General features: G+C 46.0%; 21 protein-coding genes and 1 pseudogene. All 22 read left to right on the plus strand.

The features are described from left to right. The first annotated feature begins 234 nt into the window (after positions 1–234). Positions 235–3,051 carry a 2-oxoglutarate dehydrogenase E1 component gene (locus KJY73_RS07915; RefSeq protein ID WP_206596230.1) on the plus strand — a complete coding sequence of 939 codons (2,817 nt, stop codon included), beginning with the start codon at positions 235–237 and terminating at the stop codon, positions 3,049–3,051. Positions 3,052–3,063: 12 nt separating this feature from the next. Next, the gene (gene odhB / locus KJY73_RS07920; RefSeq protein ID WP_214342419.1) at positions 3,064–4,551 is read left to right on the plus strand and encodes a 2-oxoglutarate dehydrogenase complex dihydrolipoyllysine-residue succinyltransferase; all 1,488 of its coding nucleotides are present in this window, start codon (positions 3,064–3,066) and stop codon (positions 4,549–4,551) included. A gap of 235 nt (positions 4,552–4,786) precedes the next feature. Further along, a complete protein-coding gene (gene sucC, locus KJY73_RS07925) occupies positions 4,787–5,956 on the plus strand; it encodes an ADP-forming succinate--CoA ligase subunit beta (RefSeq protein ID WP_214342422.1) in 1,170 nt (389 codons plus the stop codon). Further along, positions 5,953–6,825 (plus strand): succinate--CoA ligase subunit alpha, encoded by an 873-nt coding sequence (gene sucD, locus KJY73_RS07930; RefSeq protein WP_214342425.1) that lies wholly within the window; start codon positions 5,953–5,955, stop codon positions 6,823–6,825. The genes sucC and sucD overlap by 4 nt, the downstream gene beginning before the upstream one ends. A gap of 283 nt (positions 6,826–7,108) precedes the next feature. Continuing rightward, entirely contained in the window at positions 7,109–8,020 is a 912-nt protein-coding gene (locus tag KJY73_RS07935; RefSeq protein WP_214342428.1) for a glycosyltransferase family protein, read from the plus strand. 92 nt (positions 8,021–8,112) lie between these two features. After that, positions 8,113–8,205, plus strand: a pseudogene (locus KJY73_RS07940) (succinate--CoA ligase subunit alpha); the annotation flags it as partial. Between the two features lie 685 nt (positions 8,206–8,890). After that, positions 8,891–9,835: an RDD family protein gene (locus tag KJY73_RS07945; RefSeq protein WP_232848424.1), complete on the plus strand. Its 945-nt coding sequence runs from the start codon at positions 8,891–8,893 to the stop codon at positions 9,833–9,835. A gap of 130 nt (positions 9,836–9,965) precedes the next feature. Further along, positions 9,966–10,343, plus strand: coding sequence for a hypothetical protein (locus KJY73_RS07950; protein ID WP_214342430.1), 378 nt, complete (start codon positions 9,966–9,968; stop codon positions 10,341–10,343). Positions 10,344–10,604: 261 nt separating this feature from the next. Then, a complete protein-coding gene (locus tag KJY73_RS21745; protein WP_232848425.1) occupies positions 10,605–10,832 on the plus strand; it encodes a hypothetical protein in 228 nt (75 codons plus the stop codon). Between the two features lie 22 nt (positions 10,833–10,854). Further along, entirely contained in the window at positions 10,855–11,208 is a 354-nt protein-coding gene (locus tag KJY73_RS07960; RefSeq protein ID WP_214343319.1) for a 2OG-Fe(II) oxygenase family protein, read from the plus strand. Positions 11,209–11,295: 87 nt separating this feature from the next. After that, the gene (locus tag KJY73_RS07965; protein ID WP_214342436.1) at positions 11,296–11,694 is read left to right on the plus strand and encodes a hypothetical protein; all 399 of its coding nucleotides are present in this window, start codon (positions 11,296–11,298) and stop codon (positions 11,692–11,694) included. A gap of 97 nt (positions 11,695–11,791) precedes the next feature. Continuing rightward, on the plus strand, positions 11,792–11,989 hold the full coding sequence (locus tag KJY73_RS07970; RefSeq protein ID WP_214342439.1) for a hypothetical protein: 198 nt from the start codon (positions 11,792–11,794) through the stop codon (positions 11,987–11,989). Between the two features lie 131 nt (positions 11,990–12,120). Then, positions 12,121–12,516 carry a hypothetical protein gene (locus KJY73_RS07975; RefSeq protein ID WP_214342442.1) on the plus strand — a complete coding sequence of 132 codons (396 nt, stop codon included), beginning with the start codon at positions 12,121–12,123 and terminating at the stop codon, positions 12,514–12,516. Between the two features lie 608 nt (positions 12,517–13,124). Continuing rightward, a complete protein-coding gene (locus KJY73_RS07980; protein ID WP_232848426.1) occupies positions 13,125–13,529 on the plus strand; it encodes a DUF5655 domain-containing protein in 405 nt (134 codons plus the stop codon). A 70-nt stretch (positions 13,530–13,599) separates the two neighbouring features. Then, positions 13,600–13,956 (plus strand): GFA family protein, encoded by a 357-nt coding sequence (locus KJY73_RS07985; RefSeq protein WP_214342448.1) that lies wholly within the window; start codon positions 13,600–13,602, stop codon positions 13,954–13,956. A gap of 1,103 nt (positions 13,957–15,059) precedes the next feature. Continuing rightward, the gene (locus KJY73_RS07990) at positions 15,060–15,374 is read left to right on the plus strand and encodes a CC0125/CC1285 family lipoprotein (protein ID WP_214342451.1); all 315 of its coding nucleotides are present in this window, start codon (positions 15,060–15,062) and stop codon (positions 15,372–15,374) included. 961 nt (positions 15,375–16,335) lie between these two features. Beyond that, complete coding sequence (locus tag KJY73_RS07995) at positions 16,336–16,836, plus strand: hypothetical protein (RefSeq protein WP_214342453.1); 501 nt, start codon at positions 16,336–16,338, stop codon at positions 16,834–16,836. A 378-nt stretch (positions 16,837–17,214) separates the two neighbouring features. Beyond that, a complete protein-coding gene (locus KJY73_RS08000; RefSeq protein ID WP_214342455.1) occupies positions 17,215–17,742 on the plus strand; it encodes a cytochrome b in 528 nt (175 codons plus the stop codon). Between the two features lie 207 nt (positions 17,743–17,949). Beyond that, on the plus strand, positions 17,950–18,339 hold the full coding sequence (locus KJY73_RS08005; RefSeq protein ID WP_214342457.1) for an HIT family protein: 390 nt from the start codon (positions 17,950–17,952) through the stop codon (positions 18,337–18,339). Positions 18,340–18,466: 127 nt separating this feature from the next. After that, complete coding sequence (locus KJY73_RS08010) at positions 18,467–20,191, plus strand: amidohydrolase (protein WP_214342460.1); 1,725 nt, start codon at positions 18,467–18,469, stop codon at positions 20,189–20,191. 141 nt (positions 20,192–20,332) lie between these two features. Next, a complete protein-coding gene (locus KJY73_RS08015) occupies positions 20,333–20,713 on the plus strand; it encodes a hypothetical protein (RefSeq protein WP_214342463.1) in 381 nt (126 codons plus the stop codon). Between the two features lie 26 nt (positions 20,714–20,739). Continuing rightward, positions 20,740–22,059: a serine hydrolase domain-containing protein gene (locus tag KJY73_RS08020; protein ID WP_214342466.1), complete on the plus strand. Its 1,320-nt coding sequence runs from the start codon at positions 20,740–20,742 to the stop codon at positions 22,057–22,059. Positions 22,060–22,107: the final 48 nt, after the last annotated feature.

The raw sequence follows: 22,107 nt of genomic DNA on the forward strand, positions 1-22,107 counted from the left end.
CTTTTTGGGATTCAGTTGTTAGGAAGCTAAATAGCCATCCATCAGGGATGGCTATTTTTTGTTTGGCGCGATTTGGCATACGTAATCGGGCCAGTGTCTCAGGGCGAGGCGTGTAAACTCAGGGACGACAGCAGTTTGTCACAAACTGTACCGCCGTCAGTGTGACGGATGTTGGCTGGTGCATGGGCACCAGTGTTGTAATTTAATTCCGGTCTTTTTGATTAAGGGACAAAAATGCTAGAAAGCGTGATGAAAGCATGGTGGGAGTCTTCCCACATGGCTGGTGGAAACGCTGCTTACGTAGAAGAGATATACGAAGCATATCTTGACGACCCGCAAAGCGTGTCGGAAGAGTGGCGCTCAATATTTGATCAGTTGCCCAAGCTGAATGGCATCGAACTCGAAGCCAAACACAGTGAGATACGTGACCAGTTCCGCGATCTTGCCAAGCTGGGTCCAATGGGTCGTGTTGCCAAAGCGGTAACGGCTGCCACAGGTGGTGATGAGAAGCAGGTAAGAGTCCTGCAGCTGATCAACGCTTATCGTTTCCGTGGTCATCAGCACGCCAATCTGGATCCGCTCGGCCTGTGGAAGCAGGAGCGCGTGCGTGATTTGGAATTGTCGCATCACGAACTGTCAGAGGCAGACTTCAACACAGTGTATAAGCTGGGGTCTTTCGCCATCGGACAAGACAGCATGGCGCTGGGCGAACTGTTCAAGTCCCTTAATCGTACGTACTGTGGCAGTATTGGTGCCGAGTACATGCATATTACCAATACCGAGCAGAAACGCTGGATTCAACAGCGTATCGAATCGGTACAAGCCAAGCCTGAGTTTGACCGTGAAACCAAGGTCAACATTCTTAAAGGCCTGGTTGCCGCTGATGGCATGGAAAAATATCTGGGTTCTAAGTTTCCAGGTGCCAAGCGTTTCTCGCTGGAAGGCGGTGATGCACTTATCCCTATGCTTAAGCAACTGATCACCCACGCTGGTACTAATGGTGCCAAAGAAGTGGTTATCGGTATGGCCCACCGGGGTCGTTTGAATGTGCTGGTTAACGTGCTGGGCAAAAACCCTTCTGTATTGTTTGACGAGTTTGCCGGTAAGCACGATGAATCCTTGGGTGCTGGAGACGTGAAATACCACGCCGGTTATTCTTCAGACTTTGCTACCCCCGGCGGCAATGTACATTTGGCGCTGGCCTTTAACCCATCTCACCTGGAAATCGTTAACCCAGTGGTGATGGGCTCGGTGCGTGCACGTTTAGACCGTCGTGGCTGTAAAGACGGTTCCTCAGTGGTACCAATCACTATACACGGTGACTCGGCTATTGCTGGTCAGGGTGTGGTGCAAGAAACTTTCAACATGTCGCAGACTCGTGGCTTCAAGGTTGGTGGTACGGTGCGTATCGTTATCAACAACCAAGTTGGTTTTACCACGTCGAAGACAGAAGACACCCGCTCTACTCAGTACTGTACTGATATTGCCAAGATGGTACAGGCACCGATTTTCCACGTGAATTCTGATGATCCGGAAGCCGTGGTCTTTGTTACCAAGCTGGCGCTGGACTATCGCAATACCTTTAAGCGTGACGTCGTGATTGACCTGGTTTGTTACCGTCGTCATGGTCACAACGAAGCGGATGAGCCTAATGCAACTCAGCCGCTAATGTATCAGAAGATTAAAAAGCACCCAGTACCGCGTGAAATCTACGCTGATCAATTAACTGCAGAAGGGGCGATTCAAAGTCACGATGTAGAGAAGCTGGTGAGCGACTACCGTGCTGCCTTAGATCATGGCGCCTGTGTGGTTGAAGAATGGCGTCCAATGAGCGAACACTCGGTCGATTGGTCTGCGTACTTGGGTCATGACTGGACCGTACCTTATGATGGTAGCCTGACCGTTGATAAGCTGCGCGAACTGGGTGAAAAGCTGTGTAGCTACCCGGATAGCGTTAAGCTACAAAGTCGCGTGAACAAGCTCTACGAAGATCGTAAAGCCATGATCGCCGGTGAAAAACCATTGGATTGGGGTTGTGCGGAAAACCTGGCTTATGCCAGTGTGGTTGACGCCGGTATCCGTATCCGTATGACAGGTCAGGATTCTGGCCGTGGTACCTTCTTCCACCGTCACGCGGTATTGCACAACCAAAAAGATGCCTCTACTTATATGCCGCTTGAGCATATTAGTGAAAATCAGGGACCTATCGAGATTTATGACTCGGTCCTGTCCGAAGAAGCGGCTATGGCCTTTGAATATGGCTATTCAACCGCTGAGCCTGGCTGTTTGAACATCTGGGAAGCGCAGTTTGGTGACTTTGCCAACGGTGCTCAGGTGGTTATAGACCAGTTCCTGTGCTCTGGCGAAGCCAAATGGGGTCGCCTGTGTGGTTTGACCTTATTGTTGCCACACGGTTACGAAGGTCAAGGCCCAGAGCACAGTTCAGCGCGTTTGGAGCGCTTCCTGCAACTGTGTGCTGACCACAACTGGCAGGTGTGTGTACCTTCTACCCCAGCCCAGGTGTTTAACATGCTGCGCCGTCAGGTGGTACGCCCTATGCGTAAGCCGCTGATCGTGATGTCACCTAAGTCCTTGCTGCGTCACCCACTGGCGGTATCCAGCCTGGAAGAGTTGGCCGAAGGCACCTTCAAAAACGTGATTGGCGAGATTGATGATATCAATCCGGCCAATGTTAAACGCGTGGTGATGTGTTCGGGCAAGGTGTACTACGATTTGCTGGACCAGCGTCGTAAGTCTGAGCAGACAGACGTAGCCTTGATTCGTATTGAACAGCTGTACCCCTTCCCGCATGAAGAACTGGCTGAAATTCTTAAGCCGTATCAGCATGTTAAAGATTGGGTATGGTGTCAGGAAGAGCCTCAGAACCAAGGCGCCTGGTATTGCAGCCAGCACCATTTCTGGCAGGCCATTCCAGACGGTGCCAAGCTAAGTTATGCTGGCCGCTCAGCGTCTGCTTCACCGGCAGTAGGCTATCTTTCTGTACACAATCAGCAGCAAAAAGCGCTGCTAGATGACGCATTGTCGATTTAATAAGGGACCCGTATGAGCATTGAAATTAAAGTACCGGTATTGCCCGAGTCTGTGGCTGACGCCACTATCGCTACTTGGCATGTTAAGCCTGGCGATAAGGTATCTCGTGACCAGAATCTGGTTGATATTGAGACTGATAAAGTCGTACTCGAAGTCGTGGCCCCGGCTGATGGTGTGCTGGCCGATATTCTTCAGGAAGAGGGCAGTACGGTATTGGCAGAGCAAGTGATTGCCAAGCTGGAAGAGGGTGGCAAGGCCGCCGCAAAGCCAGCCGGTAATGATGACAAACAACAAAAACCTTCCTCCAGTGAAAGTGCCAAAGGTGAATCTGTGGAAATAAAAGTACCCGTCCTGCCTGAGTCAGTGGCCGATGCCACTATTGCGACCTGGCATGTACAACCCGGTGAAGCGGTGTCCCGCGATCAGAACCTGGTTGATATCGAAACCGACAAAGTTGTTCTTGAAGTTGTTGCTCCTGCCGACGGCTCACTGAGCGAGATTCTGGCTCAGGAAGGTGACACTGTTACCGCCGAGCAGATTATTGCTAAGTTTGTGGCTGGCGCCGGTGCTGCACCTGCGAAAGCGCAAGATACTAAGAACGATGCAGAAGAAGACAGCGATGCATTAAGCCCGTCTGTTCGTCGTTTGTTGGCAGAAAAAGGCGTGGACGCGTCTAAGATTAAAGGCACTGGCAAGAACGGTCGCATTACTAAAGAAGACGTAGAGCAATTCCTTAAAGTCGGTGACGCACCTGCTGCAAAAGCACAAAGTGCTGCTGCGCCTGCCGCTCCTTTGGGTGAGCGCACCGAGAAGCGTGTACCTATGACACGTTTGCGTAAGACTATCGCTAACCGTCTGCTGGAAGCGAAAAACTCAACGGCCATGCTGACCACCTTTAACGAGGTCAACATGAAGCCCATTATGGATCTGCGTAAGCAGTATCAAGACGTGTTTGAGAAGCGTCACGGTATTCGTCTTGGCTTTATGTCTTTCTACGTGAAAGCCGTAACCGAAGCCCTGAAACGTTTCCCTGAAGTGAATGCGTCTATCGATGGCGATGATATCTGCTATCACAACTACTTCGACATCAGCATCGCTGTGTCTACGCCTCGTGGTCTGGTAACTCCTGTACTGCGCGACTGTGATCAGTTGTCTGTGGCTGATGTGGAAAAAGGTATCAAGGACCTGGCAATCAAAGGCCGTGACGGTAAGCTGTCCATGGCTGATTTGCAAGGCGGTAACTTCACCATTACCAATGGTGGTGTATTTGGCTCCTTGATGTCTACGCCAATCATCAACCCACCACAAAGCGCTATTCTGGGTATGCATAAAATCCAGGATCGTCCGATGGCGGTGGATGGCAAGGTGGAAATCCTGCCAATGATGTATCTGGCTCTGTCTTATGATCACCGTATCATTGACGGTAAAGAGTCTGTGGGCTTCCTGGTTACTGTTAAGGAACTGTTGGAAGATCCGACACGCCTGCTGCTGGACATCTAAGCGCCAGCCAGGTTGAAGTTTAAGAGGTGAGGGAGTCTGATGACGACCTCACCTTGACGCTTCTGGACCTTGAACTGGGCTAATATTTTACCCAGTTCACCGGAGGCAGCGTCCCCAAGAGGGGCCCAGCCTCAAAATGCCTCCGGCAAGCTGATTGCCGGATAAGCGGTCGGAACCCAGTTCCGGCAAACTCGTACTGCAAAAGCAGTTTTTTCTCAATAACGGAAAGAACACCATGAACTTGCATGAATATCAGGGCAAACAGCTATTTGCCGAATATGGCTTACCCGTATCTGAAGGGTATGCTGCCGACACTCCTCAGGCAGCAGTAGAAGCAGCCGAGCGCATCGGCGGCTCCGAGTGGGTAGTCAAGTGTCAGGTCCACGCCGGTGGCCGCGGCAAGGCCGGTGGTGTAAAGCTGGTTAAGACCAAAGACGAAATCCGCAACTTCGCCCAAAATTGGTTGGGTAAAAATCTGGTAACTTACCAGACTGACGAGCACGGTCAGCCGGTTAACAAGATTCTGGTTGAATCTTGTACCGATATCGACAAAGAGCTTTACTTAGGTGCAGTAGTAGACCGCGCTACTCGTCGTATCGTATTCATGGCCTCTACTGAAGGCGGTGTTGAGATCGAGAAAGTAGCCGAAGAAACGCCTGAGAAAATCCTTAAGGCCGAAATTGATCCGCTGGTAGGTGCACAGCCTTTCCAAGCGCGTGAAATTGCCTTCAAACTGGGCCTGCAAGGCGTACAGATCAAGCAGTTCACCAACATTTTCTTGGGTCTGGCCAAGATGTTCGTTGACCTGGATGTAGCGCTTATCGAAGTTAACCCGCTGGTGATTAAAACCGACGGCAACCTGCACTGCTTGGATGCCAAAGTGGTTATCGATTCTAATGCTATGTACCGTCAGCCTAAGCTGCGCGACATGCATGATCCGTCTCAGGAAGATGCCCGTGAAGCACAAGCTGCTAAATGGGAACTGAACTACGTAGCACTGGAAGGCAACATCGGTTGTATGGTTAACGGTGCTGGTCTGGCAATGGGTACCATGGACATCGTTAAACTGCACGGTGGTGCTCCTGCTAACTTCCTAGATGTGGGCGGCGGCGCAACTAAAGAGCGCGTAACCGAAGCATTCAAGATCATTCTGTCTGACAGCAATGTTCAAGCCGTATTGGTTAACATTTTCGGCGGTATCGTACGTTGTGACATGATCGCAGAAGGTATCATTGGTGCCGTTGAAGAAGTTGGCGTAAACGTACCTGTGGTTGTGCGTTTGGAAGGTAACAACGCTGAGCTGGGTGCCAAGAAGCTGGAAGAGTGTGAACTGAACATCATTGCTGCTGCCAGTCTGACTGACGCAGCGCAAAAAGTGGTAGCCGCAGCCGGGGGTGCAAAATGAGCGTTTTGATTAACAAAGACACTAAAGTCATCTGCCAAGGCTTTACTGGCGGTCAGGGCACGTTCCACTCTGAGCAAGCTATTGCTTACGGTACTCAGATGGTTGGTGGTGTAACGCCTGGTAAAGGTGGTACTACGCACTTGGGTCTGCCGGTATTTGATACCGTAAGAGAAGCCGTTGAAGCCACTGGCGCTACTGCTTCTGTTATCTACGTACCTGCTCCTTTCTGTAAAGACTCTATCATTGAAGCCGCCGATGCCGGTATCGAGCTGATCGTATGTATCACCGAAGGTATCCCGACTATCGATATGCTGTTCGTGAAAGAGTACATCACGCAGAAAGGCGTGCGTATGATCGGTCCAAACTGCCCAGGTGTTATCACCCCTGGAGAGTGTAAGATTGGTATCATGCCTGGTCACATTCATAAGCCAGGTAAAGTGGGTATTGTATCCCGCTCAGGTACACTGACTTATGAAGCGGTTAAGCAAACTACTGATGAAGGCTTCGGCCAGTCCACTTGTGTGGGCATCGGTGGTGACCCCATCCCAGGTTCTAACTTCATCGATATCCTGAAGTTGTTCCAGGAAGATCCGCAAACCGAAGCTATCATCATGATCGGTGAGATCGGTGGTACGGCTGAAGAAGAAGCGGCGGCTTTCATTAAAGAAAACGTCACTAAGCCAGTGGTTTCTTACATTGCCGGTGTAACTGCACCTCCAGGCAAGCGTATGGGCCACGCTGGCGCCATCATCTCTGGTGGTAAAGGCACGGCTGATGAGAAATTCAAAGCCCTGCAAGACGCCGGTGTTACTACCGTGCGTTCACTGGCCGACATCGGTAAAGCGCTGCGCGAGCGTACTGGCTGGTAATTGCCGGTTAGTCGCCTCGGGCCGTGAGATGCGAGCTTAGAGCTAAAAGTTAAAAACCCGCTTCGGCGGGTTTTTGTTTATTTGGGCCCTATGCTGTGAAGCCAGCTTATCTCAGTATGAGCATCGAAAGACTTCCTGGGAAAAGCAAGTTAAGGGCAGCCAAAGAGCAGCTGCAAGCGCGTTTTTGTCGAAGTCAGGTGTAATAAATCTGGGAGAAAAATTTATAGAGTACTTTGGGAATGGTAAGATATTCCCGTTCATTCTTCTCATAAGTGTATGACTTTTGAAATATTACTGTATTGCCTCTCCACACAAAAATGAACTTTGGTATGACCATCGATTGTATGTAAACCTGAAAGAAGAGCTTTCTGCTTTGGGGTATCATTATCGCGCTGCCGCAAAGAACAGAATATATTTTCTCGGTGCGCCTCAGAGGCATTTTTATCCAGAAGTTGGCAAGTTCGATCCTACCGCGAACAACATTGCTTTGGTCTATTGTCATCCAGAGAAGCTGAATAGATTAGATAGGTTTGAGCATGTCTTTGCTTGCAGCCGTGGCTTTAAGAGTTTTTTGGACTGGCAGAGATGGAAGAATTGGGAGATTTTTAAATCAGAGAAGCCCTTTACGACGAAAAGACCTATTCAGATTATCCCTCCTTTTTCGTCCTTGAAACCGGCAGGTAATACAATGCCCCGGTATCAGTGTGATGTTTCGTTTATGGGGGTGCCTCGTATTAGACCTGCACTCGAAGCCGTGCTGCCGCTTGTGGATGAGCTGAATATCAAGTTAAATCTCTATGGCCCGGGCTGGCACAGTTATCCGGGACAAGGCAACCCAGAGAAGTATTGGATTGCTAAGCAAATTCCTTATGAAGATATACCCAAGCTAGCATTGGGTAGCAAAGTTTGTTTGTTAGATCACCACGACACTATGAACAAGATTGGCTCAATCAGTCATAAGTATGTTGACTTTGTGATGTCCGGAGGGTTTGTGGTGAGCGACTATAACCGAGATGCTGTGAAGAACTATGGCGGTATCTGCTTTAGTGAGCAGCGTCCGCTCAAAGATATTCTTATTGAATACTTAAATGATGAAGAAAAACGGCGCCGACACGTGTTAAAACAGCAATCAATAATGGAAAAGCAGACAACGAGAATTGCTGCTGAGCGTTTAGCCAGTTGCTTTATTGAGTAGTCATGGAGTTTTTGATATTTGGCCCTATTTTGAAAGCACAAGTTAGTGTAAGAGTAGTGAGATCAATGGCGGCCACTTCAAATATACTTGATGAGAAATTCAAAGCCCTGCAAGACGCAGGTGTTACTACTGTGCGTTCACTTGCCGACATCGGTAAAGCGCTGCGCGAGCGTACTGGCTGGTAATTCCCGGTTAGTCGCCTCGGGCCGCGAGATGCGAGCTAAAAATTAAAAAACCGCTTCGGCGGGTTTTTTGTTTTTATCGCTGAGACGCAGAGATATCACAGTATTAATGAAAAACCACAGAGGTGGCATTTTTATCAGTCGCTTATTTCTCCAAATGGGCTTATCTTCCCTGTTTTTTATGACACGCAGTCCATTGCGCGCCAGTCACTTTTCTTTGCTCGTGCGAAGAAAAGTAACCAAAAGAAACACGCCCGCTGGATTCCCAACTACGTCAGTCCAGGGAACAGTGAAAAGGCGGTCGCAGAAACGACGTTCCCGACGCGTCTTCTACTCAAGTCGTTCCAGACGACTTGTCCCCCTTTTCACTGTTCCCTGAACCGACCGGGAATTTCTTAGCGGGAGTCAAAGCGGCTTGGGCCGCTTAAGGGCATCATCGGTCTATTGCAGAAACTGTGTATCAACACAGTTTCAGATGTTGATCCGTATAACAGCAATGGTACGGAACACGTCCGCTTTTTCCCGGCACCAATTTGGTGCAATCTCCAAACTCATGCTAGGCAAGGGCCACAGAGCATGCTAAAAAATGACCATGCAAAAGTACGGAATAGTTCCGTGTTTAAACACGGAACTATTCCGGCTAATAACATTGTTAGATTACTTTAAATATTGTAGTAAGGATTAAATTTTGGAAGAAGTACAAGAAAAATGGATTTGTGGGTTCTGGAGAAGAATCGGGGCGCTGTTTATTGACACTCTTGTTCTAGGTGTTTTGGGATATGTTGTAGGCTTATTCCTTGAAGATATCTTTGTTCAACTCGGTGGCTGGGGAAGATTAATTGGTTTTGTCGTATCAATTACATATTTTGGAGTTATGAATAGCTCTTTATCAAATGGCCAAACCATCGGTAAGAGATTGCTAAATATCAAAGTTGTAGATTCATCCAACTCAACTATTAGTCTACCTCAGTCATTTTTAAGGTATAGCTTCCTTGCAGTTCCATTTTCACTGAATGGAGCACAAATTACTAACGAAGCATTGCTTTCATACTTAATGTATCCGTTGTCATTTATTATATTTGGCTGCTTATTTTCAATTTCTTACTTATATATTTTTAACCGTGCAACTCGGCAGTCATTACATGATCTTGCTGTAGATACTTATGTTGTAAATACTGAGGTTAGCCCTGAAAAGTTACCTTCCGTGTGGAAGCCGCACTTAGTTGTGGTTACAGGCTTATTCATTACAGCAGCTCTTGTGCCAGTATTTACTTCCGACTTAGCTAAATCAGAACCTTTCAAAGGCTTATTAGCTACTCAGGAAGCAATAAATAGTAACGAATCAGTAAAATATGCAGGTGTCACAGAAGGTTCAACTACTTTCACTTCGTCTGATTCAGGCACGACAACGACTACTTATGTGAATACACAGGCTTTTCTCTATAAAAATAATGTTGACGATTCGGATATTGCTAAGCAATTAGCACAGGTGATAGTTAAAACTTATCCAGAGTCACTAAACAAAAATTTGATTCAAGTAACGCTTACCTATGGTTATGATATTGGTATTTCATCAAAGTGGAATAGTTACAACCACCAGTTTAACCCTCAAGAGTTAAATAGTTCGGAGTAGTCGTAATCTAACAAGCAAATCAACGAAGGACTTAAAAAAAAGCTTGGCTTAAGCTCCTTCGTCGCAAAGTTTATCCAAGCTTTTTAAGCCCGTTATTTGGGCGTTATGTGCTAGTCGAGCATGGAGCCCGATGAAAAAACTATTTTTATTACCAATTTTGCTTCTGTCGATTACTGCCAAAGCAGAGATGGTGTGGAAGCCGGAGTCCATTTCTTACGAACTAAAGCAAGCTCACAAGCTTCTTGGTATTGGCCTAATGCTTGAGCTAAACCAAAGCCTAAGTCCTGGAGAGTACGGCTGGAAACAATCGAGACTTGATGTTCCAGAAAGCTGGGCTAGCGCACAGCTAGAAATGAGGGAAGGCACAATTTATATCACGGTCGGCACGGAAGAGTATTATGTTAATCCAACAAATAAGGGCGCACTCAGTTTTGCCATATTAAATGGTGGTAACAAAACTGATGCTCAGTTGCTCGAAATATGGACCAAATATGCAAAAGGCACATAACAAGCCGCTAAAGTTAGCCAGCTTTGCTGGCGGGGCGTTATGTGGCAAGGAGCCATCTTGAACTTTCTTAGTATTCTTAAATATTCGTTGATTCTCTTTGTACTCCAAACTACTGTAAGTACTGCTTCAACGATATTAAATGGCGTAGATAACTTGGCGAGCCAATCTCCATCGAATTTGGTGATGTCCCAATACATCCCGACAATTCTAGTAAGCTTATTGGTTTTATCTTTCTACACTAGAACTCTAAGGAGCCGGATATTGCTGCATTTGTTAGCGGTCGTTTCACTATCTGAATTATTCGGTTTTGTCGTTGTTTCTATATTAATGGGAGAGTTCTATGTTTCCCCAACATGGTTTATAGATTTACCAATTGCAGTTTTAGTTATCGGGCTTTCTGCCATTATTGGCAGTAAAGTCATGGCGTTAACCAAATTGCCACATAACAAGTCAAGCAACACGGATGCGGCAAGCCGCACCGGTTCTTGAAGCGTTATGTGCCAAAGGAATTATGAGTATCTTTAGAAACCTATTTAAATGGCAAAAAGGGCGCCAGAAAACAGGGTATGAAAAAATGCTATTGGCCGGAGCTACATGGCCAATCAAGTTTGATTTGTATTTACTTAAATTCCCTGAAGGATGTGTGGTTCCTCCTCATACTGATGATGTAAAAAATGGAAAACATTACCGGCTAAATATAGTTCTCAAACAAGCAAAATCAGGCGGAGAGTTCATCTGCACATCTCCAATATATTGCAGCAAACGTATTAAGTTTTTTAGACCAGATATTTGTGAACATTCCGTAACTAAGGTAATTTCTGGTAATCGTTATTTACTGAGTGTTGGTTGGGTTCGTGGCACATAACAAGCACCATCAAAAACACGCCCTTTGGGCGCTCGACTCGCAACAAATTGCTCGCGTTTATGGCGGGCGTTATCAAGGAGAGATTACGTGAAAATTTTAAACCCTCTATTTTTAATGCTGTTTCTTTTGATTCAAACAAACAGTGCAAGTGCTGTAAATAGTGAAACTATCTCTCTTCTAGAAAAGGTAGTTTTACTAGGAAACCAAAAAACTCCAATTCAGCTCACGCCGACACTAACAATGGAAAAGTTATCAACTAAGGACGGTCAGCTGACGTATCATTACAAATCAACCTATTCAGATACAAAAGATTTTAATCTCGCACGATTTGTGAAAGATAGAACGGAGGAGTTAACCAAGCAGATTTGTACTAACGCTTCCCAGCAAATTTTTCGAGAAAGAAAAGTCATTTTGAACTACGAGTATTTAGATAAAAATGATGTGTTATTGACAATAATAAGTATCAAAGCGGGTGAGTGTAAATGATAGCTAACAAGCCAAGCCATCGGAAAAGCACTCACTGGCTGCGCCAAAACGTTCGCGTTTTCCGCTGCTTGGGGCGTTATAAGCCCAAGGAGCTAAGTTGATCTCTGAACCAGCAATTAGCATTTTAGTAATTTTTATTTGCGTAGTCGGCGTGTTGCACTTTGGCGGTGTACTTGGCACTTCTAAAAAATCACCGGCTCTAGCGTGGATGAATACAAAATATCCGTTTTTTACAAAGGTAATTGTCGTATTGTTTGTATTTGTAGCTGCAATCAAAATAGTTGGGTTATTTTAGTGCACTATTTAAACACTCAGCATTGGGCTTTTTAACAAGGTTAGGCACGGCGACTTCTTTTCCGCTACGGCTTCGCCTTCGCTAAAGAGCCGCGCGTGCTGGCGGCGTTATACATAAATAGATAATGGGGAATGAAATTAAATTTTCAGTATGCTCACAACACCCATGATGAATCAAAGGATATGCCGATTATCAACCCAATGGATGCTCTTGCTGCGTTTGATGATTTTGATTGGGAGTTACAGGTTGAGGAAGCGAATAGAGTTCAAAAATGTGCCCCAACAATATCGTTGATCTTAGAAGTTGATAAAGAATTCATTTGGGTGTCTGCTGGTGGGGACAGACAATCTATGTTTTTGTATTCTGAATACCATTTTCCTGGAGAGGTAGGCGCTTGGTTTGGCCTTTCTAAAAAGCAGGGCACTGTAAGTTTGTTTAACCAGTCATTCAGCAAGGAAAATGCCAGTAAAGCACTTGAACTATTCATTAAAAAAGACAACTCAGCATTACGAGAACTTTATGTATAACAAGTTCCTGTGGTCCCAAGTCAATAAATTAAGCGATATTTTCAGGCCATTTCTCCTCGTTTTCTAGCATGGTATTTAATATGACAATCAGCTTTCTTTGGCAGGCAATAAGTGCCAATTTTGGGAGCTTTCATTCTGCTTTTAGGCGTTGGTAGGAACAGTCAGTTTTATTGATGTGGCCAACTGAGCCAAAGGTTTTCCCCTAAGCGGCCCGAGCCGCTTCGATCCCCTGCATCGAAAAGTAATTATTTCTCAACCACGAAGAACAGAAGAACACGAAGGGTAGGAAATCAGCCTTGTCCTTCGTGCTCTTCGCGTCCTTTGTGGTGAAACATATTTAATTTCCATTCGTGGGGCGGTTAGGAACCAGCTTGAACAGCTTTAGCTGGCCTGCAAGGCTACAGGCAGGACGCCTGAATGGGACTGGCGCACCATGGAAGGTGTGTCATATAAGAAAAGGGAGTTAAGAAATTTCTGCCTTGCCAATGCGGTCTTAGCCATTTAAATCATTGATTGATGGCAAGGATATTTGCATCCTTGTTCACTCAATCTGGCACCCAGTCAAAGAGGGGGGCTGGTGTTTGTTACCATCCAAAGGAGTGTAAACAATGTGGCAATGTCCTGCTTGCGATAGAGAATTTACGCGGATAAATCAAAGGCATACCTGTGGAACTGGCAGCCGGGATGAAGTGATTCGGAACAGGCCACAGTCTGTGGTTGAGGTGTACCATGCCATTGAAGCCTTTGCTAAGCAACTGGGTAAGATTGAGATAGTCGCCAGGGACAGATACGTACTTTTTAGAAGCTCGCGAATCTTTGTGGATCTGTCCATTATGAAGGTGGCTGTGCGTGTGGCCATTCATCTCGGTCGCACGGTTGAAAATCCACTTTTTATCAAAGTTGTGGATGACGGCAATCAGGTCACCCATGTGGCGAAAATTAGCAATCTCGATGAGCTTAAACATATACAGCCGTTAATTGAAGAAGCTTATAGGTTTTCTGTATCCAGATAGTCAAATTGGTGGCAAGGAACTCAGGGCGAAGGCCGTTAGTACAGGCTGTTAATAATAAGGAGACTAAATCATGAAACTAGCACATTACGATGGTGGTTGTCAGTGCGGGGCCATTAGCTATGAAGTCGATGTGGATCTGGAGAACACCATCACCTGTAATTGTTCCCGCTGTCAGCGGATGGGGTTTGTATTGGCATTTACATCAACGGACAACTTTACTTTAAAGTCCGGAGAAGAGGGGTTAACCGAATACCTATTCAATAATAAAGCTATTCGCCATCTCTTTTGTAAAACCTGCGGAGTTGAGAGTTTTGCCTACGGTAAGATGCCAGATGGAACGCAGACAGTGGCAATAAATGTCAATTGCTTGTCAGGGGTGGAACCAAGAGAACTTAATAGTCAGCATGTTAATGGTAGGGACATGTAGCCAAAACATTGGTGATGAAATTAATCAGCTGATCTGGGTGCTGAGGGTTACACCATACGGGGTCAAAGGGTCAAAGGGTCAAAGGGTCAAAGGGTCAGAGTTGTTGAAACATCTCCCTATGCAGCTCAAGCCGCTTTAAGTAGTCCCCTTTAAAAGCCACGCCTAAACAGGATGCAAGGTAAATATCTGACGATTATAAGGGATGAGAATTGGGCTGATAAGAACAGGGAGTAAGTAGAGGCGATAGGTATTTAATCAGCCCGGTTTGGGCGCAGTGTGGCGTCAGGGGCGCGCTTTGAAAGCCACATCCCTGTGGCTTTTCCTTCGGACCAGCATGACGCTGTCCAAAATCTTTCCCTAAGATTTTGTCTTTGGTCTCGTTTCTTCACAGCAAAGACAATCTGGTCTGGAACCAGATTGAACAGCTTTAGCTGGCCCGCAGGGCAACAGGCAGGACGCCTGTTGTAAAAGTGACTAGCGCGCAAGGGACCACGTGTCATATCCAACAGGGAAGTTAAGACACTCCAGCCTTGCGCTGGCAGTCTTCGCCGTGGATACTGAAACTCACTTTGGCTAAATCAATGCCATAAATATAGTTGAAATCAGACATGGACAGTTCTCCTCAATGATTGCCATATAAGCGTGGCATAACGCCGGGAAAGGGGGAGTCCATATCATTCGTTATATGCTAAAGGATAACTACCACCGAAGTAATGTTGTGAAATTTACGTTCACTTCTGTAGTCAAAAATTGCAAAAATATGGTTCTATCGAAAAGTGCTAACAAAACGTAAGTTGCTCACTCAATATCTACTTCTGTATCCAATTTATACGGTCATAGCCCTAGCAGTTCTTTGTGGTCTGCTATTTGTTACCTTTGGCTGGTCATTTAGTTATGCCAAGTCGTTTTTCTTGGTTTCTTCTATTTTTCTTGTCATATTGTTTTATGTAATGAATTTCAAAGCAATTGTTCAAGCATTATTAGCTAAGTGAGCATCTATTGGTCATGGCATATAACAAGTTAAATCATCGGAAAACCACTCGCTGCGCTCGCGTTTTTCGCTGTTCAAAGCGTTAGCATTCAATTTTGGACATGGAGGTGTTATGAGACACGTCGTCGCTATTTTTGTAACTACTCTTCTTACTGCTTGTGCAACTGGTTATCAAGCTCACACGTGGTCTGGCGGTTACAAAGACCAAAAGCTAAGCGAGGGGCATTATTACCTCGAGTACTTAGGAAATGGTACGACTTCTAGGGAAACCGTGAACGCATACTGGGATAGACGCGCAAACGAATTATGCCCAAGTGGATTTACCGAATTGTCTTCTAAAGTGGGTGAAAATGATTCTGTGGCTGTCGGTACTGCTGGGATCACATTCGATCACCCTTGGAAGAAGGCTGAAATCAAGTGCGATTGAATGCTAACAAGTGCAAACAGGCAGGGACAAATGCTCGCTGGCCAAAAAGCTCCCATTTGTCCCTGTAGCAAGCGTTAAATATATGCAAAGGGAAACACGTGCCAAACTGGCTTATTGAATTTCTATATGTACTAGCTATATCCAAAAGGACTCAGTGGGCCATGATTCTGGGCGTTGTGTTTTTTGTAGGAATAAATCTTCTAGGCCACTACATGGTGGCAAACTTCGAATTGCACGGGCCCGCTAAAGGGTTTCAAGAAGTCGTAGCCCAAAAGTTTGCTCATAAATATGACAAGGCTGCATTCATAGCATTACTGTCATTCTTATTTCTGGCATACAAGTGCTACAAAAAAGACAAAAAGCGGCTTTGGTAATGTCAACATTTAACAAGTTGCTCAAGCAAACTCCGTCAGTCAAGGCGGGCTCCGCGGTACTGCCCAAGTTGAGCTTGGCCAGTCCCTTAGCAAGGCGTTATAACCCACCAGGGACGTTAGCTTGAGAATTTTACTTTCGGTTTTTCTAATCCTATTCGTAAGTGATTGTGATGCTTGTTTTGTTCCGCCAACAGGATTAAGCGACGAGCATAAACTCGCCTTTGCTGGAAATGTGTGGGGGGGGGATTTTACTGTTTTTGTTCGCGTTATCATTTCGATATTTCAGTCAGAAGTCGCGGCTTTGGGTGCCTGCTTTAATTGGAGTTTCTCTGGGCTACATACCGATTTTTATGTATGTCCTTTTCATGGAAGGCATTGCCGAGCCTAGCGGCGCATGTGGTAGACCCGAGCTATTAGAAATGGGTAGCGTTATTCTTGTTACCTTTTCACTTTTAGCTCTCTACGAGCTTTTCAATTGGCTTAGGCTTCGGCGAAAAAATGGGTTATAACAAATTAAGTCATCGGAAAACCACTCGCTGCGCTCCCGTTTTCCGCTGTTCAAAGCGTTATAACTCACAAGGAGTGTCATGAAAAATTTATCAATAATTTTGGTTTTTATTTTGCTGGCTGGTTGTTCTGTTGTGCCCAAAAATGGGAGTAATTTGGTTACGGAGGCTAAGCCTATTCTACCAAAAACTAAAGTAGAGCAGCGTACAATGATGCTTGGAAAGTGGTATGGAGACCTACCGACCAAAGAAGGTGGGCGTAAACAGTGGACTATCGAACGTTCGACAGATGGAACATACAAAATTGACTTTTTGATCACTAAAATTGATGGCACTACTCAAAAATTTTCTGAAGCCGGTCATTGGGGAGTTGCTGGAGATATCTATTTTTCGATGTATCGTGGGGCAATCGATAATGGTCAGTTTTACCCGTCTGACCCAAGCGACCCATATAATTACGATGCTTACAATATCATAGGATTAACAAGCGATAGCTTTGAATATCAGAATATTGATTCAAAAAACAAGTACATAGTCAAAAAAGTTCAATCTAACTTTTCGTTGGGCGAAAGTGAGTTATAACAAGTTAATTCATCGGAAAATCGCTCACTGGCTGCGCCAAAATGTTCACGTTTTCCGCTTCTTTTGGCGTTAACCGTCAGCAACTGGTAAATAGCTGTCAGTTGGTCCAGTAGCCTGACTGATGCGCTGAGATTCGAGCGACTATGCCTTAGGGTATTCAAACGCAATCCGCTTCCTGGATAAAGATAGTTGACGTCAAGCTGTGCTACCTGCGTGTTTCCTTTTACTTATTGAACCATAAACAGTTTTTCCTTACTTACTGAGCGGGGCTGATTGTCATCTTTTGCGTCTAATGCCTTGTTCGCGAGGATAAGAGTCATGCCGTTTGGTGCATTCAGCCGGTAAAATAGCGTGGTTTGTTTAAGGAGAAGCTTTTAGATGTTGAGAGATAACCAAACCCGCTATGGTGCTATTTCCAGGTTATTGCATTGGGGAATGGCGCTGTTGATAGTGTGGCAGTGCGGTAGTTCAGCTGCGCGTTTTTTTATGGAAGATAGTGCCATTGAACAGTTTATGTGGCCGACCCACAAACCTGTGGGCTTACTGATTTTTGTGTTTATGGTAATTCGCATTGTGTGGGCTGTTATGCATATGTCCAGCCGTCCAGCCGCGGTAAATTTACTAGCCAGGTTGGGACATATCGCATTGTATGCCTTCCTATTTGTCGTGCCCCTGTTTGCCTTGCTTCGTCAATACGGTTCAGGCAGAACATTTGAAGCCTTTGGCATCACAGTAATGCCTGGCTTTGAAGGTGAGAAGATCAAGTGGATGCTTGAGTTGGGCAACAACTGGCATGGCTTGCTGGGTTGGACATTGTTTGCTTTTGTCGCGGGTCATATATTAATGGCTTTTGTGCATCGCTATGATGCGGGTAAACAAGACATTATCCGTAGAATGTGGCGATAAGGGCAGAAGAACACGAAGTGTACTGAGCCCCATTACTTTCGAGTTATTTTGTTTGTGTCTGAAGCCGCCTGTTATGCAGGCGGCTTTTTTGTTAAGGCGGATACCTTGGCCAGACAGTTTGATTTTAGTTACTGAGTGTTTTTCTGATTCATTGTGTTGGCATAGGTAGGTATGCTCAAAAACTGCTATTTCAGGGAGAATATGTGTATGACTGTGGTTGAACAGATAGTTGCCCGGCAGGTCGATGCCGTTATTGTTTATGAGTCGGCTAGTGTTATCGCTTTTGCAGACCATGATCCCATTAACCCAGGGCATCTGCTTATCGCACCCGTGCAGCCTTATGCCTCCTTTATTGATTTACCTGCCGATGTGCTGGAAGAAATCCAGTCGGTTGCCAAGCAGTTATATATCCGGCTTGAACAAAAGTTTGCGCCAGATGGCATTTCATTTATCCAAAATAACGGCTTTTTTAACGAGCTTGATCATTATCACCTGCATATCTTCCCGCGTTTTAAAGACGATCATTTTAGTTGGCAATGTCGGGAAGGGGGGATTCGCAAGGTATGTGAACTTAGCGAACTTTTTACTGATTTCTAAAGCGTCAAAATGTCTAACTATTTTAAAAACATAGGGATAACGAGCCTGCCAATGTGAACTATATTGAGAAGCTATGCGCACATAGGGCTGCAGTATCTGTTTGGGATTTTATGAGGGAGCATATTTAATGAGATATTTCAGTTATAGAACTTTGATCTTTGTTGCCATTGGGTTTCTGGTGGTCGGTTGCGGCAAAAATGTAAGTAAAACACAGGAAGCTGACGCCATTTACTTTGGTGGTGCCATTTTGACTATGGACGGGGATATACCTCAATACGCTGAGGCTGTATTGGTTAAGGATGGAAGAATTCTCTTCGTTGGCAAGTTGAGTGAGGCTGACAATATCGCAACGGCCAAGCATCGTATCGATTTGGCGGGTAGGACGATGCTACCTGGCTTTATCGATGCCCACGGTCATATATTCAATACCGGGATCCAGAAGCTTTCGGCCAATCTACTTCCACCGCCTGACGGTGAGGGCGCTGATGTTGCCAGTCTTATTTCATTGCTAAACAAATGGAAAGGGGAGAACAGCGCGTCAATTGAAAAGTTGGGTTGGATTGTAGGGTTTGGCTACGATGACTCTCAACTGCAGGAAAAGCGTCATCCTACCGCTTCTGAATTGGACGCAGTCTCCACTGAGTTACCTGTGGTAATTATTCACCAGTCGGGTCACCTTGCAACCATGAATCATAAAGGTCTTGAGCTTGCGGGTTTTACTGCCGACAGTAAGGATCCGGCAGGTGGTGTGATTCGTCGTGAAGAAGATGGCGTTACACCTAACGGTGTGCTGGAGGAAATGGCATTTTTTGGTCCTATCTTTAAGATTCTGGGGACACTGGATGCTGATGCAAACAAACAAGTTGCACTAGCTGGTGTTGATGCATACAAAGAATTTGGTTTCACCACAGCGCAAGAAGGTAGGGCAAGTAAAGATGCAGCGCTAACCTGGCAAGCATTGGCGAATGAAAATAAGTTGATGATTGATGTGGCTGTTTATCCTGATTTGCAGGCTGAAACGGCTTATATGGAAGAAGTTGGCACCGAGTCTGCTTACAATAACCACTTCCGTATCGCCGGGGTGAAGTTGAGTTTTGATGGCTCTCCTCAAGGTAAAACTGCCTGGTTAAGCGAACCTTATTTAGTGCCACCCAGCGGCATGGACAATTCTTACAGTGGGTATCCGGCAATTCCTGAAGCGTCTGAACGCCAAAGCCTAGTAGATATGGCATTTAAAAATGATTGGCAGCTTCTGACCCATTGTAATGGGGATGCGGCCTCAGATGCACTCATCGAGGCTGTGGCAGAGGCGCAGGATAAGTTTGGCAAGGGAGACAGACGTACTGTCATGGTTCACTCTCAAACAGTACGTGAAGATCAGTTGGATAGAATGCAGGAACTTATGATCGTGCCGTCATTTTTTTCTATGCATACATACTATTGGGGGGACTGGCATCGCGACGAAACCTTGGGTAAAGAGCGGGCTTATCATATCAGTCCAACGGAGTCGGCCCTTCGCCGAGGCATGAAGTTCACTGAACACCATGATGCGCCGGTTGCTTTGCCTAGTGCCATAATGATTATTCACACTACAGTGAATCGAACCAGTCGAAGTGGAGATGTCATTGGCGCAGATCAACGAGTCACTCCATACATTGCACTGAAGGCTGTTACAGAATGGGCCGCCTGGCAGTACTTTGAAGAAGACAGCAAAGGCTCGCTGGTCAAAGGTAAACTTGCCGATTTTGTAATTTTGGACAACAACCCGCTGACGGTAAACCCGCAATCAATTATGGATATTAAGGTGTTGCAAACCATAAAAGAGGGCAAAACTGTCTATGAGGCCTTATAGCTCATGACTTTATACTGATTACTGTTTGAATGTGAAAGCACCTAGCGCTCTGTTAATTTAACCCTTAGCAGGGCGTCTTTTTGCAGCTTGGTGACTAAAACTAAAATGTCGCAGGGAAGATTGGAAAGAAAAAGGATAATTATGAATAGCTATCTAGTGACTGCCGGTATTCTTACACTATTGCTCGGTGCTGCACATAGCATATTGGGCGAAGTGTTGATTTTTCGTCGCTTTAATCTAAACGCAATCAAGTCTGATGAAGTAAAGCAGTTTTTGAGTATCAGACAGTTTCGCTCGTTATGGGCCTCCTGGCATTTAGTCTCGGTGCTCGGTTGGGGAATGGGAGCTGCGCTGCTGTGTTTGGCCTTCGCTGATACGCGCATAGCCCCTATGCTCATTATCGCTAGGATGCTTAGCCTGACTTTTTTGGTTTCATCAATATTTTGGTTGATCTCTACCAAAGGTAAGCATCCTGCTTGGATAGTGCTACTGATTATATCTGTTTTGCTGGTTTTGGTTTAAAGCCACCCCAAGGTGCCGGAGGCGTAATGAAGAAGCTATTGTGTTTGAGGACAATGTCACTTGGGCTTGTTGTGTTGTTTACTAGCCAAGCAACAGCGCAAACTTCTTCAGACATTCCAGATGCACGACAAAGTGATCCTGCTAAGTTGGGGTGGATGGTTGGGTCTCCGCCGCCTGCGGACAAGATTCTTCGATTCGAAGATGGCAGTTACTTTCGTTTTCCGCAAATGCGTTGGAGCGTTGCGAACTTCCGGCAACTGATGCCTACCGTCAATGTCTCCAGGGGGATTGGCACCCCCTCTCCACTTAAGGTTACATTGCGAGATGATCTGGATGATGTGCACTTTAAGCCTATTGGTCGCGCTTCTTCTATGACCTGGCAGGCATCGCTGCTGGAAAACTACACCGACGGCATAGTGGTCATGCATAAAGGTAACCTGGTGTATGAGCGTTATTTCGGTGTGTTAACGCCACAGGGGCAGCATGCCGCGATGTCTGTGACTAAAACCTTCGTTGGGACGCTGGCAGCGTTACTGGTGGCTGAAGGGAAACTAATACCGGAACGAAAGGTTTCTGAATATGTGCCGGAACTTGCGGCGTCTGCATTCGGCTCTGCGACGGTCAGGCAGGTTATGGATATGACCACGGGTATCCGTTTCAGCGAAGATTATGCGGATCCTAACGCCGAAGTGTGGGCCCATGCAGCGGCGGGGAATCCGCTGCCCAAGCCAGCAGATTATCAGGGACCTCGTTCCTACTACGACTTCCTAAAAACCGTGGTTGCCGAAGGTGAGCATGGTGAAGCCTTCCATTATCGCACCGCTAATACCGATGTTTTGGGCTGGATAATCGCAAGGGTGGCAGGAAGGAATGTGGCGCAGTTATTGTCTGAGCGAATCTGGCAAAAGCTCGGGGTGGAACAAGATGCCTATATGTCTGTGGACTCCATAGGCACCCCCTTTGCCGGCGGTGGATTGAATCTGGGTTTGCGAGATTTGGCCCGCTTTGGTGAAATGATCAGAAATGATGGTTATTTCAATGGCCGGCAAATACTGCCAAAGTCTGTGATTGCTGATATTCGCAAAGGTGCAAGTCAAACAGATTTTGCCGCTGCAGGTTATGAATTGTTAAAAGGCTGGAGCTATCGAAATATGTGGTGGGTAACCCACAATGCTCACGGTGCTTTTATGGCCCGGGGCGTACATGGGCAGGCGTTATATATTGACCCTAAAGCGGAAATGGTCATTGCCCGGTTTGCCAGTCATCCGGTAGCGGGCAATGCGGCTAATGATCCGGTATCGCTAGCGGCTTATCAGGCTTTGGCACAGTATTTACTTAGTGAGTAACAGCCTTGATAAGGCTGAGTTCAATTTGTTTTTTGCACCTGGTTTTTT

Source organism: Bowmanella yangjiangensis (assembly GCF_018531185.1).
Classification (GTDB): Bacteria; Pseudomonadota; Gammaproteobacteria; order Enterobacterales; family Alteromonadaceae; genus Bowmanella; species Bowmanella yangjiangensis.

Excerpts from the sequence above, each read along its gene's own strand:
- sucD (WP_214342425.1), top strand. The coding sequence starts at position 5,953 with ATGAGCGTTTTGATTAACAAAGACACTAAAGTCATCTGCCAAGGCTTT.
- odhB (WP_214342419.1), top strand. The coding sequence starts at position 3,064 with ATGAGCATTGAAATTAAAGTACCGGTATTGCCCGAGTCTGTGGCTGAC.
- KJY73_RS07980 (WP_232848426.1), top strand. The coding sequence starts at position 13,125 with ATGTGGCAATGTCCTGCTTGCGATAGAGAATTTACGCGGATAAATCAA.
- KJY73_RS08020 (WP_214342466.1), top strand. The coding sequence starts at position 20,740 with ATGAAGAAGCTATTGTGTTTGAGGACAATGTCACTTGGGCTTGTTGTG.
- KJY73_RS07960 (WP_214343319.1), top strand. The coding sequence starts at position 10,855 with ATGAGTATCTTTAGAAACCTATTTAAATGGCAAAAAGGGCGCCAGAAA.
- KJY73_RS08000 (WP_214342455.1), top strand. The coding sequence starts at position 17,215 with ATGTTGAGAGATAACCAAACCCGCTATGGTGCTATTTCCAGGTTATTG.
- KJY73_RS08015 (WP_214342463.1), top strand. The coding sequence starts at position 20,333 with ATGAATAGCTATCTAGTGACTGCCGGTATTCTTACACTATTGCTCGGT.
- KJY73_RS08010 (WP_214342460.1), top strand. The coding sequence starts at position 18,467 with ATGAGATATTTCAGTTATAGAACTTTGATCTTTGTTGCCATTGGGTTT.
- KJY73_RS08005 (WP_214342457.1), top strand. The coding sequence starts at position 17,950 with ATGACTGTGGTTGAACAGATAGTTGCCCGGCAGGTCGATGCCGTTATT.
- KJY73_RS07990 (WP_214342451.1), top strand. The coding sequence starts at position 15,060 with ATGAGACACGTCGTCGCTATTTTTGTAACTACTCTTCTTACTGCTTGT.
- KJY73_RS07985 (WP_214342448.1), top strand. The coding sequence starts at position 13,600 with ATGAAACTAGCACATTACGATGGTGGTTGTCAGTGCGGGGCCATTAGC.
- sucC (WP_214342422.1), top strand. The coding sequence starts at position 4,787 with ATGAACTTGCATGAATATCAGGGCAAACAGCTATTTGCCGAATATGGC.
- KJY73_RS07995 (WP_214342453.1), top strand. The coding sequence starts at position 16,336 with ATGAAAAATTTATCAATAATTTTGGTTTTTATTTTGCTGGCTGGTTGT.
- KJY73_RS07975 (WP_214342442.1), top strand. The coding sequence starts at position 12,121 with ATGAAATTAAATTTTCAGTATGCTCACAACACCCATGATGAATCAAAG.
- KJY73_RS07950 (WP_214342430.1), top strand. The coding sequence starts at position 9,966 with ATGAAAAAACTATTTTTATTACCAATTTTGCTTCTGTCGATTACTGCC.
- KJY73_RS07915 (WP_206596230.1), top strand. The coding sequence starts at position 235 with ATGCTAGAAAGCGTGATGAAAGCATGGTGGGAGTCTTCCCACATGGCT.